The following is a 15,634-nucleotide window of genomic DNA, read 5'->3' as shown; positions in this document are numbered from 1 at the left end:
CGGCACTACGCGCCGCAGCGCGCACGGGATGACAGCCCTGGCCAAGGCGGAATACCGCTAGTCCCTCAGCGAACTTCTTAAAGCTTACGCAACGGATAGGTCCCTACCTTGCGCCATCCCGCAAGGAAGCCGACCCGATGAGCCAGGCCGAAACCGGTCTGCCCCGCACGCATAGCCTGAAGGCCCGGGTCATGGGCTGGACGCTCGCCATCCTGGTGGCGATCGCGATTCCAGCTGGCGCGGCCTTTCTCTGGATCGTCGACGCGACGGTGGTGAAGCTCGGCACGCTCGTCGCCGAGAAGCAGATCCTGTTCGACCGCTATCGCGGGCTGGAAGCCCTGATGCGCGAGGTCTCGCTGGCCGAGACGGTCGCCCGCTCGCCCGCCATCGTCGACTGGGCCGAGAACGAGACCGATCCCGAGAAGGCGGAACGCGGCCTGGCCGAGCTGGAACACTACCGTCAGTCCTTCCGGGACCGCAGCTATTTCACCGTCCTCGCCGGCTCGGGCAATTACTACTTCAACGACAGGGACAACAACTACGAGCACGACCGCAAGCGCTATACGCTCTCGGCCGGCAATCCCCGTGACGGCTGGTACTACAAGACGGCGGCGCTGGGCTCGGGCTGCCATCTCAATGTCGATCGCGACGACAATCTCCGCGTCACCAAGGTCTGGATCAACTGCATCATCCGCAAGGACAGCCGCGTGCTGGGCATCATCGGTACCGGGCTCGACCTGACGCAATTCATCCGCGAGGTCGTCGACATCCCGCAGACCGGCGTCCAGAGCATGTTCGTCGACCGCAGCGGCGCCGTGCAGGCCCATCGCGACGCGAGCCTCGTCGACTTCCACAGCCTGACCAAGGACATCTCGTCCAAGAAGACGATCTACCAGCTCGTCGACAACGACCCGGACCGCAGCCTGCTCGGCGAGATGATCGCCCGCGTCGGTGCGGGCGACGATCTCGTGCAGTCCCGCTTCCTGCATGTCGACGGCAAGCGCGTACTCGTCGGCGTCGGCTATCTCGACCGTCTCGGCTGGTTCAACGTCACGGTGATGGATATCGACAGCATCATCGACCGCAGCCTGTTCCTGCCGCTCGGCCTCTTGTTCGGCGTCGTCCTGCTGGCGGCCGCGGCCCTGATGACCCTGCTGTTCAAGCGCGCCGTGCTCGACCGGCTGACCCGCGTCGAGCACGCGGCCAGCCATGTCCGCGCCCGCGAGTTCCGCGCCGTCGCGATCGATGCCGGGCGCGACGAGATCGGCCGGCTGTCGCAGGCCTTCGGCACGATGGCGCGCAGCGTCGAGGAGAACACCGCCCGGCTCGAGGAGGCCGTGCGCGAGCGCACCGAGCAGCTCGAGCGCCTCGCCCATGCCGATCCGCTGACCGGCGTCTTCAACCGGCGTGGCTTCGAACGCGCCTTCGCGAAGAGCCGCAGCCGCGCCGGACGCACCGGGCATCAGGCCGGCCTGCTGCTCGTCGATCTCGACAATCTCAAGCCGCTCAACGACCGCCATGGCCACCAGAGCGGCGACGAGGTCATCGCCGAGCTCGCCCGGCGCATGACGGCGCTCCTGCGCGACCGTGACATCTGCGCCCGCTGGGGCGGCGACGAATTCATCCTGCTTCTGGACAATGTCGACCGTGATGGGTTGTCGGCCATCGCGGCGGCGATCGTCACTGCCGCTGCGGAGCGCACGGTCATCCTCGACAGCGGCGTGTCCGTCATGGTGAGCACCAGCATCGGCGCGACCCTGCTGGACCCGCAGGACACGTTGACCGAGGCCACCCGCCGCGCCGACGAAGCGCTCTATGTCGCCAAGCGCAACGGCCGCAACGGCTTTGCCGTCAGCCTATCGGAAGAGCTTCCGCTGCGCCGGCGCAGCAGCGGCTGAAGCGTGTCATCCCGTGCGCGCTGCGGCCTGGAATGCCGCTGCGCAGACACCGGACCGTCTCCCGGAAAAGGCGCCTACTGGTCGCGCGGTCCCGTGTCTGCATCGCGGCACTTCGCGCCGCAATGCGCACGGGATGACACGCTTCAGGCGAAGTCGAGCTGGACCTTGATCGCCTTCGATTTGTCGGCGGCGAGGTCGAAGGCTTCCACCGCGCGGTCGACCGGGATCGACGCCGTCAGCAGCGGCGAGAGGTCGATATTGCCCGAACCGATCATCGCCACCGCCCAGTCGAATTCCTCATGGAAGCGGAAGGAACCGCGCAGGTCGAATTCCTTGGCGACGACGACATTCATCGGCAGCGTGAACTGGCCGCCGACGCCGATCTGGACGATGACGCCGCCCGGCCGCACCACATCGAAGGCGCCGGTCAGCGCGTGCTGGTTGCCGGAGGCCTCGAACATCACGTCGAAGGCCCCCTTCTCCGCGCCGTACTCGGCCTTGAGCCGCTCCGGCTCGGCCGCGACATTGACCGTCGCGGTCGCGCCCATCTGGCGCGCCACCGGCAACGGCCCATCGACCACGTCGGTCGCGACGATCTCGGAAGCACCCGCAGCCTTGGCCGCAAGGATGGTCAGCGCGCCGATCGGCCCCGCCCCGGTCACCAGCACGCGCTTGCCGAGCAGCGGCCCCGCGCGCTTGGCGGCATGAAGGCAGACCGAGAGCGGCTCGGCGAAAGCGGCTTCGGCCGCCGTGACGCGCGGCGCCACCTTCACGGCCTGCCGCTCCTCGACGACCAGCACGTCGCGGAAGCCACCCTGCACATGCGGGAAGCGCATCGCCGAGCCGTAGAACAGCATGTCGGTGCAGTGCTGCTGCTGCCCCATCTGGCAATAGCGGCAATGGCCGCAGGCGCGGCTCGGATTGACCGCGACGCGATCACCCGGCTTCACCCGCGAGACCTCGCCGCCGATCGCCTCGACCCGGCCGGCGATCTCATGGCCGAGAATCATCGGCTCACGCACGCGGATCGTGCCGAAGCCGCCATGCAGGTAGTAGTGCAGGTCCGAGCCGCAGATACCGCCCGCCTCGATCCGCACGCGCACATCGCGCGGCCCGAGCTCCGGCGCGGTCGTCGGCTCGACCCGCAGATCCTTCTCGGCATGGATGACGACGGCACGCATGGTGGTTCTCCCTGATCAGAAAGGCCGGTTTTCCTGAGCCCTCATCCTGAGGAGCCGCGGCACGCGGCGTCTCGAAGGATGCTTCAAAGCGCGCTGGAACATCCTTCGAGACGCAAGGCATCCGCCTTGCTCCTCAGGATGAGGGCTGAGAGGATGAAAGGCCTTTCCATGGTTGTCTAATCGATTGAAACCTGCTTACCCAAAGCAGCGCCCGGGGCGCAAACCGAAATCGCCGCATCCGGCATTTTGCGAGGATATGCCATGTCGCTGTCGCTGTTCAGTCTCGCCGGCAAGATCGCGCTCGTCACCGGTTCGGGCCAGGGCATCGGGCTCGCGCTCGCCGAAGGGCTCTCGGATGCCGGCGCCCATGTCGTGCTGAACGGCCGCGACCGGGCAAAGCTGGAGCGGGCGCAACAGACCCTCACTGCCGCCGGCCGCAAGGCCTCGATCGCTCCCTTCGATGTCACCGATCATAAGGCCGTCGAGGCCGGCATCGCCATGATCGAGGCCGAGATCGGCCCGATCGATATCCTCATCAACAATGCCGGGATGCAGAAGCGCGCGCCGATCACCGAATTCCCGATCGAGGGCTGGCACGAGGTGATGAACACCAACCTCCATTCGGTGTTCTACGTCACCCAGGCGGTGGCGAAGCGGATGGTGCCGCGCAAACGCGGCAAGATCATCAGCATCGGCTCGGTGATGAGCGAACTCGGCCGCGCCACCATCATCCCCTATACGGCGTCCAAGGGCGCGGTGAAGATGATGACGCGGGGCCTCGCCGCCGAGCTCGGCAAGCACAACATCCAGGCCAACGCGATCGGTCCCGGCTATTTCGCCACCGAGATCAATGCCGCCCTGATCGCCGACGAAGCCTTCTCGAACTGGGTCCGCACTCGCACGCCGGCCGGGCGCTGGGGTGAGACCAAGGAATTGGCCGGCGCCGCGATCTTCCTGTCCTCCGCGGCATCGGACTACGTCAACGGCCACCTGCTGATGGTCGATGGCGGGCTCACCACGGTGGTGTGAGGCCGGACGCAGCCGTCATTCTCGGGCGAAGCGAAGCGCAGACCCGAGAATCTCATGACGAGAGCGCACCGGAGCCCCCTCCGGCGAGAGATGCTCGGGTCAGGCCCGAGCATGACGCCTCAGGTCAGGCCGCAGCCTTCGTCACCGCCTCGACGACATCGTCGACCGCGCGCTCGACCAGGTCGCGGTCGTCGCCCTCGGCCATGACGCGGATCACCGGCTCGGTGCCGGAGGGGCGGATCACCAGCCGGCCGCTCTCGCCGAGAAGCTGCTTCGCCGCCTCGATCGCGCTGATCACCGCCTCCTCCTCGAGCGGGCGCCCGGTCTTGTAGCGGACGTTCTTGAGGATCTGCGGCAGCGGCTCGAAGCAGTGGCAGACCTCGGAAACCGGCTTGTCCATCCGCTTGACGACGGCCAGCAATTGCAGCGCCGCGACGAGCCCGTCGCCGGTCGTGCCGAAATCCGAGAGGATGATATGGCCGGACTGCTCGCCGCCGAGATTGAAGCCGTGGTTGCGCATGTGCTCCAGCACATAGCGGTCGCCGACCGCGGTGCGCGCCAGCGACAGGCCCAGGCCCGCGAGATAACGCTCGAGCCCGAGATTGGACATCACTGTCGCGACGATGCCCGGCGCCGAGAGCCGGCCATCCTCCAGCCAGGAGCGCGCGATCACCGCCATCAATTGGTCGCCGTCGACGATCTGCCCCTGCTCGTCGACAACCAGCACGCGGTCGGCGTCGCCGTCGAGCGCGATGCCGACATCGGCCCGCAATTCCCGAACCTTCGCCACCAGCGTCGCGGGATGGGTCGAGCCGACATCGCGGTTGATGTTGAAGCCGTCGGGCTCATCGCCGACGATGATGACCTCGGCGCCCAGTTCCCAAAGCGCCTGCGGCGCCACCTTGTAACCGGCGCCATTGGCGCAATCGAGCACGATGCGCAGGCCTTCCAGGCTCATGTTGCGCGGCATGGTGCGCTTGGCGAATTCGACATAGCGCGCATCGGCGCTGTCGATGCGCTTGGCCCGGCCGAGCTTCGGCGAGCCGGAGAGGCGGGGCGTCAGATCGCCGTCGATCAGTTCCTCGATCTCGCGCTCGACCTCATCGTTCAGCTTGTAGCCGTCCGGCCCGAACAGCTTGATGCCGTTATCCTCGTAAGCGTTGTGCGAGGCGGAGATCATCACGCCGAGATCGGCCCGCATCGAGCGCGTCAGCATCGCCACCGCCGGCGTCGGCATCGGGCCGAGCAGCATCACGTCCATGCCGACCGAGGTGAAGCCCGCGACCATGGCGTATTCGATCATGTAGCCGGAGAGGCGGGTATCCTTGCCGATCACCACCCGGTGGCGGTGCTCGCCGCGGCGGAAGGCGAGGCCCGTGGCCTGGCCGACCTTCAGGGCGAGGTCCGGCGTGATGACGCCGTTCGCCCGCCCGCGAATGCCGTCCGTTCCGAAATATTTGCGCGTCATATGATTCGATTCCAAGGGGCGATCAGCGCCCGATTTTGCGCGTTTCTATAATCAAAAAACCTTTCCGCCTTCTCACAAATTGTGACGGTGCGTGAAAGCGAGCCGGGAACAACCCGCTCACGCGCGTCATTCTCGGGCGAAGCGAAGCGCAGACCCGAGAATCTCCGGCAAGACGACGAACGGGAGCCTCTCCGCTATGAGATGCTCGGGTCAAGCCCGAGCATGACGCGCTGGAATAACGAAAAGGGCGGCCTTTCGGCCGCCCTTTCGCAATCCACTCGATCCGCCTCAAGCCTGCGGCTGCGGCTCCATGCCGGCATCCGGCTCGCCGCGCTTGCGGCCCTTGCCGGCGCTCGGCACGGCCGAGCCGCGCGGGGCGTGAGGCGTGTCATCGAGATCGCGCGACGGCCGCTTTCCGGCGATCAGGTCGCGGATTTCCTCGCCGGTCAGCGTCTCGAACTCGAGCAGCGCCTCGGCCACCGCGACAAACTCGTCATGGTGCTCGGTCAGGATCTTCTTGGCGTCCTGATAGCCGGTGTCGACCAGCTTCTTCACCTCGGCGTCAATCTTCTGCGCCGTGGCCTCGGAAACGCTCTGGCTACGGCCCATCGACATGCCCAGGAAGACTTCTTCCTGGTTGTCGCCATAGGCGACCATACCGAGTTCGTCCGAATAGCCCATCTGCGTGACCATGGCCTTGGCCATCTTGGTCGCCTGCTGGATGTCGCCGGTCGCGCCGGAGGTGATGTTCTCCCGACCGAAGGTGATCTCCTCCGCCACGCGCCCGCCCATGGCGACCGCGAGCTGCGAGGTGAACTCCTTGTACTTCATCGAGTAGCGATCACCTTCGGGCAGGAACTTGACCATGCCGAGCGCACGGCCGCGCGGGATGATCGTCGCCTTGTGGACCGGAATGCCGGCCGGGACATAGAGGCCGACGATGGCGTGACCGGCCTCGTGATAGGCGGTCAGCTTCTTCTCTTCCTCGGACATGGCCATCGACTTGCGCTCGGCGCCCATCATGACCTTGTCCTTGGCGTCCTCGAACTCGGCATGGGTGACCATGCGCTTGCCGCGGCGGGCCGCGAGCAGCGCCGCCTCGTTGACGAGGTTCATCAGGTCCGCGCCGGAGAAGCCGGGCGTGCCGCGAGCCAGGATCTTGAGGTCGACATCCGGCGCCATCGGCACCTTGCGGACATGGACGCGCAGAATCTTCTCGCGGCCGGCGACATCCGGGTTCGGCACGACGATCTGGCGGTCGAAGCGGCCCGGACGCAGCAGCGCGGGGTCGAGCACGTCCGGACGGTTCGTCGCGGCGATGATGATGACGCCCTCGTTCGGCTCGAAGCCGTCCATCTCGACGAGGAGCTGGTTCAGCGTCTGCTCGCGCTCGTCATTGCCGCCGCCGAGACCGGCGCCGCGATGACGGCCGACCGCGTCGATCTCGTCGATGAAGATGATGCAGGGCGCGTTCTTCTTGGCCTGCTCGAACATGTCGCGGACGCGGCTCGCGCCGACGCCGACGAACATCTCGACGAAGTCGGAACCCGAGATGGTGAAGAACGGCACATTGGCCTCGCCCGCGACGGCACGCGCCGTCAGGGTCTTACCCGTACCGGGAGGGCCGACGAGCAGCACGCCGCGCGGGATGCGCCCGCCCAGCCGCTGGAACTTCTGCGGGTCGCGCAGAAATTCGACGATCTCCTGCAGGTCTTCCTTGGCCTCGTCGATACCGGCGACATCCTCGAAGGTGACGCGGCCATGGGCCTCGGTGAGGAGCTTGGCTTTCGACTTGCCGAAGCCCATCGCCCGGCCGGCGCCGTTCTGCATCTGGCGGGACATGAAGATCCACAGGCCGATGAAGATGACGAAGGGCAGCGAGTTGACCAGCAGCGCCATGAACCAGGGCGTGCCTTCCGACGGCGCCTTGGCCGAGACCTGCACGCCCTTCTGGGCCATGGTCTTCAGCAGGTTCGGGTCGCCATAGGGCGCATAGGTCACGAAGCTGCGACCATCCGAGAAGGAGCCGGAAATCTCCTGGCCGGCCACGACGACGTTCGACACGCGTCCGGCCTCGGCCTCGTTGATCAGCTGGCTATAGGGGATTTCATTGGTGCTGGTGCGCTGGCTCGGGCTCTGGAACAGAGTGACGAGCGCCAGGACCAGCAGGAAGATCACCACCCAGAGGGCGAAATTTCGAAAATTCGGATTCATTCCCAGTCCGATCGGGCCTGCCGGACCAACCGGATGAGGCCTTGAGTTTCCCGTTTGCCAATTTAGGTGTCGCACGCGCCCTTGCCAAGGGAAAGCAATGACGTGGCGGCACTATGACGCCGAAGAGTGAACGCCCCGTCTGCGCGGCGGCTCCTTTTGCAGCGTCAGGATGCCATCGCGGCCAAGCGAGAGAACGCAGCCCGACAAGGTCCGCCGCAAGGCCGAACCGGCACGGATTGCTTCCATCAGAGCCGCCCCGCATGCCTCCAGCCGCTCAAGCCGGCCATGTCTCTCTCCGTCCGGCACAACCGCGTCGAGCGCCAGCGCCAGAACCCGCAGCACGATCTCTTCCGGCTCCGAGATCAGCGTGGAAAAGCGCAGGCGCAGGCCGTCATCCGCTGTTCCGACCGGCAACTCCACCTCTGCCAGCACCTTGCAGGCGCGATGTGCGGCAGCCTCGTCCAGCCGCACCATTCGCTCGGCCAGTCGTCCGAGCCGTTCGGCCGTCAGCCCCTGATCCGCGAGGATCGGCATCGTCTCGCGCCAGCGCACGCGCTCGAAGCGCAAGTCGCTGTTGCTGGGATCACGGATGAAAGGCAGTCCGCGCGCCTGCGCTGTCGCAATGAGCCGCGCTTTCGGAATGCCGAGCAGGGGCCTGACCAGCGCAACACCGTTGACCTCGGTCCGGGCCCGCATCCCGGCGAGCCCTGACGGCCCGGAGCCATGGGAGAGCCGCATCAGCACGGTCTCGGCCTGATCGTCGAGCGTATGGGCGGTGACCAGCGTCGCGTTGCCGAGCCGCCTCGCCTCGTTCGCCAGCAGGGCATAACGGGCGCGCCGCGCTTCCGCTTGCACGCCGCTGGCCGGCTTCGGCCCCTCCCAGCGCAGGGTCGCATGAGCGACGCCGAGTTTTGAACAGAGCTGCGCCACGGCGGCAGCCTCATCGGCCGATTCCGGGCGCAGGCCATGATCGACCGTCGCGGCATGAAGAGGCGGCCGGCCCGGCATCTCAGCCCACGCAGCGAGAAGCGCCAGCAGCGCTACCGAATCCGGTCCGCCCGAGACGGCGACCAGCAGGGCCGTCTCATGCGGCAGCCCCTCGAAAGCAGCGCCGGCCTCGACGAGCGAGACCGGCGCTGCATCGCTTTCGATCGGTGCCGCGCTCAAGCGCAGCCGGAGCGGCGGCGTTCGCGGGCGATGCCCTGGCGTACGGAATTGGAGGCGGAGGGATAGTCGACGCCGACCTTGGCATAGGTGGCGCAGGCCTGTTCCTTGGCGCCGAGCCCGTTCAGCGACATGCCGAGCTTGAGCAGGCTGTCCGGCGCCTTGGCGGCCTTCGGCGATTCCCGCGAGATCTTCAAGAACTGCTCGGCCGCCTCGCGATAGCGCTGGCGCTGGAGATAGCTCTCGCCGAGCCAGTAGGTCGCATCGACCGCCTGCCGGTCGCGCGGATAGCTCTGCAGGAACTGGCGGAAGCCCATCTCGGCCTGCTCGTATTCCTTGCGCTGGAGCGAAGCGAAGGCGAGGTCATAGGCGTCCTTGGCGCTCTGCGGGCCGCTCGCGGCAGCGACGCTCGCGCCACGCGGCCTGTCCTGCGGCAGCCCGCCTTGCGACACCGGGCGCCCGACGCCCTGCAGGTCGAGCGGCTGCCCCGTGGACGAGCCCCCAGCGTGTTCATCCTCGATGATGCCGGCGATCGCCCCACCGCCACCGAGCTGTTGGGGAGCCCCCGCCGCGCCCTGCTGCATCGTCGGATCGAAGGCGTCACCGCGGCGCTGGCGCTGCGGCGCTCCACCGGCAGGCGGTGCCCCCGTCGGGCCGGGAGCAGCCGTATTCGGGCGTCCGCCGCCACCCTTCTCGTTCAGGCGGAAATCGACGTCTTCCTGGAATTTGCGGAGCTGCTCGGAGAACCTGCGGTTCTCGAACTGGAGCTGCTCGATCTGGCCGGACATCTGGCGCAGCTGGTTCTCCAGCCGCGTCGTGCGGACCAGCAGATCGGCGGCATCCTGCGCCGAAGCCGGCACGGCACCGCCGGCGAGCGCGGCGGAGAGCGCCAAGGCGGCCAGTCCCGGGCGGGAGAGATGGCGGGCTAGGAGAGAACGAAGCATCGCTGAAACCGGTTTCCGTACATGTCGCGTGCGTCTCTATAACACCAGCGCACCACGGCCAAAATATGAACGTTTTCATGGTCGCCCCGATCGCAGGGCGCGTCAGGGGCAAAGAAACGCCGCCCGACCTCCTCAGCCCTCATCCTGAGGAGCCGCGATAGCGGCGTCTCGAAGGATGCTCCAGATGTCTCCGGAGCCTCCTGGAACATCCTTCGAGACGCCATTTCTCACGAAATGGCTCCTCAGGATGAGGGCTCGGACAATTTCCAGCCGGACGCTCAGGCCGAGGGCTGAGGCGAGACAGGAATTCGCGGGGCATCCCATAAAGAACCACTGGCGCTTTGCCGGCGTGTTCCCTACATTGTCGGAGCGGGGCTGCCTGGTGCGTGAGAGACAGCATTCCCCGGGCCCATACGACTCCCTAGGGAGCTGTCCCTGACCGGATCCATCGGAACCGGACACACGGCGCCCACCTACTTTAGTAGGTGTCCCGGGATTCAAAACTCCACGGCCGAGGTGGCTCCGCAGCCCTTATGACGATGACGTCCGACACGCAGGTCATACCCTCCCCGCGCAAGGCGGTCCTCCGCGCCGAAGCGCTGGCCCGCCGCGACGCGCTCGATCTCGACAACCGGCTGGAATGGGATCCCGAAATCGCCGCGCACGCGCTGGCCCTCCCCGTCTGGAAGGGCAGCACCGGCCCGGTTTCGGCCTATTGGCCGATGCGCTCGGAGGCCGATCCCCGTCCGATCCTCGAAGCCCTGCATGAGCGCGGATTGCCGCTCTGCCTGCCCGCGATCGTCGACAGGCGCATGATCTTCCGGCGCTGGGCGCCTTACGAGCCGATCGTACCGGGCGGCTTCGGCACCCTCGTTCCTGCCACCGACCAGACGGAGGTGAAGCCCACGATCCTGCTCGTCCCGCTCGCTGCCTTCGACCGGCGCGGCTACCGCATCGGCTACGGCAAGGGCTATTACGACCGGGCGCTCAGCGAGCTCGGCCCCACCATCAGCATCGGCATCGGCTATGGCGCGCAGGAGATCGACGCCGTGCCGAACGAGCCGCATGACCGGCGCCTCGACTGGATCGTGACCGAGCGCGAAACCCTTCGCTGCGGTTGATTCCCGCCCGCCTTCGCGCGAGGGAGAAAGCCTTCGCAGTTTTCGAGTCGGTTTCATGCGTCTTCTCTTCCTCGGTGACATCGTCGGCCGCCCCGGCCGGATTGCGGTTCAGGAGCGGTTGCCCGCCCTGCGTGAAGCCTGGAAGCTCGACTGCGTCATCATCAATGGCGAGAATTCCGCCGGCGGCTTCGGCATCACCGAGGCGATCTGCGACGAGATCCTTGCTGCCGGCGCCGATGTCGTCACGCTGGGCAACCATTCCTGGGACCAGCGCGAGGCTCTCGTCTTCATTGCCCGGCAGGACCGCCTGATCCGCCCGGCGAACTATCCGCCCGGCACGCCCGGCCGCGGCGCGGCCGTGATCGAGGCCCGCAACGGCGCCCGCGTCCTCGTCGTCAACGTCATGGGCCGGCTGTTCATGGACCCGCTCGACGATCCCTTCGCCGCGGTCGAGCGCGAGCTCTCCGCCTGCCCGCTCGGCGAGGTGGCGGACGCCGTCATCGTCGATGTCCATGCCGAGGCAACCAGCGAGAAACAGGCGATGGGCTATTTCCTCGACGGCCGCGCCAGCCTCGTCGTCGGCACGCATACCCATGCACCGACCTCCGACACCCGCATCCTACCCGGCGGCACCGCCTATCAATCCGATGCCGGCATGTGCGGCGACTACGATTCCGTACTCGGCATGCAGAAGGACGAGCCGGTGCGCCGCTTCCTGCAGAAGGTGCCGGGCGCCCGCCTGGAGCCGGCGACCGGCGAAGGCACGCTCTCCGGCGTCGCGGTCGATATCGACGATGCGACCGGCCTGGCCAGGGCGGTCTGGGCCGTGCGCGTCGGCCCGCATCTCAGCCAGGCCGTGCCGGACGCCTGGATTTCCTGACGCATTCGACCGCGCGCAGCGCTTGCACGCGGGCGGAGCCGGCGCCTATAAGGCCGGCTTCCAGCGCTTTCCGCCGCAACCTCCGAAGGTAACGAGCTCCCATGGCCGGCCATTCACAGTTCAAGAACATCATGCACCGCAAGGGCAAGCAGGATGCCGTGCGCTCCAAGCTGTTCTCGAAGCTGGCCCGCGAAATCACCGTCGCCGCCAAGATGGGCATGCCGGACATCAACATGAATCCGCGCCTGCGCATGGCGGTGCTTGCCGCGCGCGCCGAGAACATGCCGAAGGACAACATCCAGCGTGCCATCAACAAGGCCGCCGGCGGCGAAGGCGAGAACTATGACGAGGTCCGCTACGAGGGCTACGGCCCGGGCGGCGCGGCCGTCATCGTCGAGGCCCTGACCGACAACCGCAACCGCACAGCCTCCGCCGTGCGCTCCTACTTCACCAAGTCGGGCGGCGCGCTGGGCGAGAGCAACTCGGTCTCCTTCATGTTCAACCGCGTCGGCGAGATCTCCTATCCGCCGGAGGCCGGCGACGCCGACAAGGTGATGGAAGCGGCGATCGAAGCCGGCGCCGACGACGTGATCTCGGACGAGAACGGCCACACCATCCTCTGCGCCTTCGATGCGTTGAACGAAGTCTCCAAGGCGCTCGAAGCCTCGCTGGGCGCGCCGGCTTCGGCCAAGCCGGTCTGGCGGCCGACGACGTCGGCACCGCTCGACGAGGACAAGGCAGCCTCGATGATGAAGTTGATGGAGGCCCTCGACAACGACGACGACGTCCAGAACGTCTTCGCCAATTTCGAGATCGCCGACGACATCATGGCCAAGCTCAGCGCCTGAGCCGGCGCATTCCACGTCGTGGTCGGGCTTGTCCCGACCATCCACGTCTTCTCTGGTCGAAGCTCGTGTTCAAGACATGGATGCTCGCCACAAGAGCGAGCATGACGGTAAGGCCTTTGCCTACCGCCCGATCACGACGTCCCACAGCGGCAGGCTGATCAGCGCGCTCAGGAAGATCACCAGATAGGCCCCGCGCCGGAACGTCTCCTCCGAAGCCAGCCGGAAGCCATGCGTCCCGGCCCAGAGCCCGATGCCGTAGACGGCGAAGAGCGGCACCGCCATCAGCACGGCACCGGTGGTGAGAATATCTTTCCACCACAAAACCATGCCGCTGATCAGCGTCGAGACGCCGAAAAAGGCCTGCAGGTTGGCCCGCGTCTTGTGTCGGTCGTTGCGCTGCGCGCCGAGCCAGAACACCGCGAGCGGCATGCCGCCGATCGAGGCCATGCCGTTGAAGAGTCCCGAAAGCGCCCCGACGCCGAGCGAGAGCGGGATCGTCGGCCGCCCGTGATAGCGCCATCCCGACGCCATCAGCGCGACAGCGATCAGCACAAGCAAGGCCAGCACCCAGCGCATCGTCTCGCGGTCGAGCCAGATCAGGAGCCAGATGCCGGCCGGGAGCGCGAGCGTCGCGGTCAGCAGCAGCGGCAGGATTTCGCGCCATTCCGCCGTCCTGGCGCTGCGCGCAGCGATCGGCAGCGCGAAAGGCAGGTCGATGAACCAGATCAGCCCGAGCGCCGCGACCGGCCCCAGCACGACCGAGGCCAGGGGCATGAACACCATGGCGAAGCCGAAGCCGGTGAAGCCGCGCACGAGGCCGCCGAGCAATGTCGCGGCCAGCAGGACGGCGATGCCGTCGGCCGTGAGGCCCGGCATGAAGGAAGACAGGATCGAGGACATGGAGCCGGCATGAGGAGAAAGTTGCCGCGAACCATGCCCACGGGCGGGCGGCAAGAACAACTTTCCTTTTTGATGTCATCGATCAGGGGAATTCATCCCGCTCGGTCTCGCCACCCGTCTCGGTGCGGGACAAATCCGAAACATCCGCTAGGTTGAGCCCGACATGGCACCCCCGATTCGCATCCTCGGCATCGACCCCGGCCTCCGGAAAACCGGCTGGGGCATCGTGATTTCGGAAGGCAGCAAGCTCTCCTTCGTCGCCTGCGGCTGCGTCGAGAGCGATGGAACTCTCCCGCTCGGCCAACGCCTGCGGCAATTGCATGAGGGCCTGAACAAGGTCCTCGCCACGCATCGCCCGCATGAGGCCGCCGTCGAGGAAACCTTCATCAACCGCGACCCGCAATCGGCGCTGAAGCTCGGGCAGGCCCGCGGCATCGCGCTGGTCGTGCCGGCGCTCGCCGGGCTCGATGTCGCGGAATACGCCGCCAACCTCGTCAAGAAGACCGTGGTCGGCGTCGGCCATGCCGACAAGAAGCAGGTCCAGGCGATGATCCGCGTGCTGCTGCCCAAGGCCGAGACCTCCTCGGCCGACGCGGCGGACGCGCTCGCCGTCGCGATCTGCCACGCCCAGCATCGCGGCATGAAGGCATTGGTCGCGCAGATGCGCGTGGCGGGCTGATGAGGAACAATGCGACGATCCCGGCTTTGCACAACGCTCTTCCTAAGCGTGTCATCCCGGACGGAGCGAAGCGGAGATCCGGGATCCATGCCTGAACCTCTTTCGGAAACCCTCCGGCATGGATCCCGGGTCAAGCCCGGGATGACACGCGGCGGAGAAAATCGATGATCGGCAAGCTCAAGGGCCTGATCGATTCCTATGGCGAGGATCACGTCATCATCGACGTGCAGGGCGTCGGCTATGTCGTGCAGTGCTCGGCGCGCACGCTGCAGCGCCTGCCCCAGCCCGGCGAGGCCGCTGCGCTCTCGATCGAGACCCATGTCCGCGAGGACGCGATCCGCCTCTATGGTTTCATGTCCGATGTCGAGCGGGACTGGTTCCGCCTGATGCAGGTCGTGCAGGGCGTCGGCGCCAAGGTCGCGCTCGCGATCCTCTCGACGCTTGAGCCGGGCGCGCTCGCCACCGCCATCGCCACCAACGACAAGGCCGCGATCGCGCGCGCGCCCGGCGTCGGCCCCAAGCTGGCGCAACGCCTCTGCGCCGAGCTCAAGGACAAGGCCCCGGCCTTCGGTCATATCGATCCGGGTGTGGCGCAGCTCGCCGGCGCGCTGGAGGACAGGAAGCTGCCGCAACCGATCGCCGACGCCGTGTCCGCTCTCGCCAATCTCGGCTATCCTCAGGCGCAAGCGGTGGCCGCCGTGGCGGCTGCCGCCAAGGCCGCCGGCGACGGTGCAGGCACGGCCCAACTCATCAAGCTGGGCCTGAAGGAACTGGCGAAGTGAGCGACGCGCCCGAAGAGCTCGAACTGCGCATCGTCACCGACAAGACCGAGCTTTGCCGCATCATGCTGGCGAGCTGGGGCTCGCACAGCATGATGATCGGCCTGCACGTCTACGACGTCGCCGAGATCGATGCGCTCGGCCTGTTCGAGCCGGATGGCGCCACAGCCGCGCTGGCGAGCTGGACCGTCCGCGGCGACAGCGCCTATCTCTGCGCGCTCCATTCGCTGAAGCCCGGCGAAGGCGTCGCGATCCAGATGCTCGACGCCGTCATCTTCGCGGCGCGCAAGGCCGGCGCCAAACGGCTCAAGGCCATGCTGACCAACGACAACATGCCGGGCATGACCTTCTATCAGCGCCGCGGCTTCCGCCTCTCGGGGCTTTATCTCGAGGCGATCGACGCCTATCGCTCGGTCGTGCCTGATATCATCAAGACGGGATACAAGGACATTCCGATCCACGACGCCATCGAGCTGGAGATCGCGCTGTGAGCGAAAGCAAGGGACAAGGAGCTGCGTCCCGGCCATCA

14 protein-coding genes and 1 other RNA gene are annotated in these 15,634 nt (G+C 66.9%); 9 read left to right on the top strand and 6 right to left on the bottom strand.

Annotation, left to right across the window (positions count from 1 at the left end):
- The first annotated feature begins 137 nt into the window (after positions 1–137).
- On the top strand, positions 138–1,898 hold the full coding sequence (locus Q0Q02_RS00615) for a diguanylate cyclase (RefSeq protein WP_293806110.1): 1,761 nt from the start codon (positions 138–140) through the stop codon (positions 1,896–1,898).
- Between the two features lie 143 nt (positions 1,899–2,041).
- Here Q0Q02_RS00615 and Q0Q02_RS00610 read toward each other — a convergent pair whose 3' ends face one another.
- Positions 2,042–3,079: an L-idonate 5-dehydrogenase gene (locus Q0Q02_RS00610; RefSeq protein ID WP_293806109.1), complete on the bottom strand. Its 1,038-nt coding sequence runs from the start codon at positions 3,077–3,079 to the stop codon at positions 2,042–2,044.
- A gap of 261 nt (positions 3,080–3,340) precedes the next feature.
- On the opposite strand from Q0Q02_RS00610, the gene Q0Q02_RS00605 reads away from it, so the two are divergent.
- Positions 3,341–4,108, top strand: coding sequence for an SDR family oxidoreductase (locus Q0Q02_RS00605; protein WP_293806108.1), 768 nt, complete (start codon positions 3,341–3,343; stop codon positions 4,106–4,108).
- Between the two features lie 124 nt (positions 4,109–4,232).
- Here the strand turns inward: Q0Q02_RS00605 and glmM are convergent, their stop codons facing one another.
- The 4 genes from glmM to ybgF all read right to left on the bottom strand — a co-directional run bounded on the left by glmM (position 4,233) and on the right by ybgF (position 9,898).
- Positions 4,233–5,576, bottom strand: coding sequence for a phosphoglucosamine mutase (gene glmM, locus Q0Q02_RS00600; RefSeq protein ID WP_293806107.1), 1,344 nt, complete (start codon positions 5,574–5,576; stop codon positions 4,233–4,235).
- Positions 5,577–5,864: 288 nt separating this feature from the next.
- Positions 5,865–7,790 carry an ATP-dependent zinc metalloprotease FtsH gene (ftsH, locus tag Q0Q02_RS00595; RefSeq protein WP_265055949.1) on the bottom strand — a complete coding sequence of 642 codons (1,926 nt, stop codon included), beginning with the start codon at positions 7,788–7,790 and terminating at the stop codon, positions 5,865–5,867.
- Positions 7,791–7,901: 111 nt separating this feature from the next.
- The gene (gene tilS, locus Q0Q02_RS00590) at positions 7,902–8,957 is read right to left on the bottom strand and encodes a tRNA lysidine(34) synthetase TilS (protein WP_293806106.1); all 1,056 of its coding nucleotides are present in this window, start codon (positions 8,955–8,957) and stop codon (positions 7,902–7,904) included.
- A complete protein-coding gene (gene ybgF / locus Q0Q02_RS00585) occupies positions 8,954–9,898 on the bottom strand; it encodes a tol-pal system protein YbgF (protein ID WP_293806105.1) in 945 nt (314 codons plus the stop codon). Before ybgF ends, tilS begins: the two co-directional genes overlap by 4 nt.
- A 369-nt stretch (positions 9,899–10,267) precedes the next feature.
- Between ybgF and ssrS the strand changes: the two genes are divergently transcribed.
- From ssrS to Q0Q02_RS00565, 4 genes are all read left to right on the top strand, one after another.
- Positions 10,268–10,425: non-coding RNA, 6S RNA (gene ssrS / locus Q0Q02_RS00580), on the top strand.
- A gap of 6 nt (positions 10,426–10,431) precedes the next feature.
- The gene (locus Q0Q02_RS00575; protein WP_367275004.1) at positions 10,432–11,019 is read left to right on the top strand and encodes a 5-formyltetrahydrofolate cyclo-ligase; all 588 of its coding nucleotides are present in this window, start codon (positions 10,432–10,434) and stop codon (positions 11,017–11,019) included.
- Between the two features lie 55 nt (positions 11,020–11,074).
- Entirely contained in the window at positions 11,075–11,899 is an 825-nt protein-coding gene (locus Q0Q02_RS00570) for a TIGR00282 family metallophosphoesterase (protein ID WP_293806104.1), read from the top strand.
- A 101-nt stretch (positions 11,900–12,000) separates the two neighbouring features.
- Positions 12,001–12,747 carry a YebC/PmpR family DNA-binding transcriptional regulator gene (locus Q0Q02_RS00565; RefSeq protein WP_293806103.1) on the top strand — a complete coding sequence of 249 codons (747 nt, stop codon included), beginning with the start codon at positions 12,001–12,003 and terminating at the stop codon, positions 12,745–12,747.
- Between the two features lie 120 nt (positions 12,748–12,867).
- Here the strand turns inward: Q0Q02_RS00565 and Q0Q02_RS00560 are convergent, their stop codons facing one another.
- Positions 12,868–13,647 (bottom strand): sulfite exporter TauE/SafE family protein, encoded by a 780-nt coding sequence (locus tag Q0Q02_RS00560; RefSeq protein WP_293806102.1) that lies wholly within the window; start codon positions 13,645–13,647, stop codon positions 12,868–12,870.
- A 163-nt stretch (positions 13,648–13,810) separates the two neighbouring features.
- Between Q0Q02_RS00560 and ruvC the strand changes: the two genes are divergently transcribed.
- From ruvC to Q0Q02_RS00545, 3 genes are all read left to right on the top strand, one after another.
- Positions 13,811–14,326, top strand: a complete 516-nt coding sequence (gene ruvC / locus Q0Q02_RS00555; RefSeq protein ID WP_293806101.1) for a crossover junction endodeoxyribonuclease RuvC — start codon at positions 13,811–13,813, stop codon at positions 14,324–14,326.
- 164 nt (positions 14,327–14,490) lie between these two features.
- Positions 14,491–15,108, top strand: coding sequence for a Holliday junction branch migration protein RuvA (ruvA, locus tag Q0Q02_RS00550; RefSeq protein ID WP_293806100.1), 618 nt, complete (start codon positions 14,491–14,493; stop codon positions 15,106–15,108).
- Positions 15,105–15,596 carry a hypothetical protein gene (locus tag Q0Q02_RS00545; protein ID WP_293806099.1) on the top strand — a complete coding sequence of 164 codons (492 nt, stop codon included), beginning with the start codon at positions 15,105–15,107 and terminating at the stop codon, positions 15,594–15,596. Before ruvA ends, Q0Q02_RS00545 begins: the two co-directional genes overlap by 4 nt.
- Positions 15,597–15,634 lie beyond the last annotated feature (38 nt).

Source organism: uncultured Allobosea sp., from assembly GCF_945956895.1.
In the GTDB taxonomy this organism is placed as follows: Bacteria; Pseudomonadota; Alphaproteobacteria; order Rhizobiales; family Beijerinckiaceae; genus Allobosea.
The sequence above is the reverse complement of the archived record's forward strand: the minus strand, read 5'-3'. Positions and strand labels throughout refer to the sequence as shown.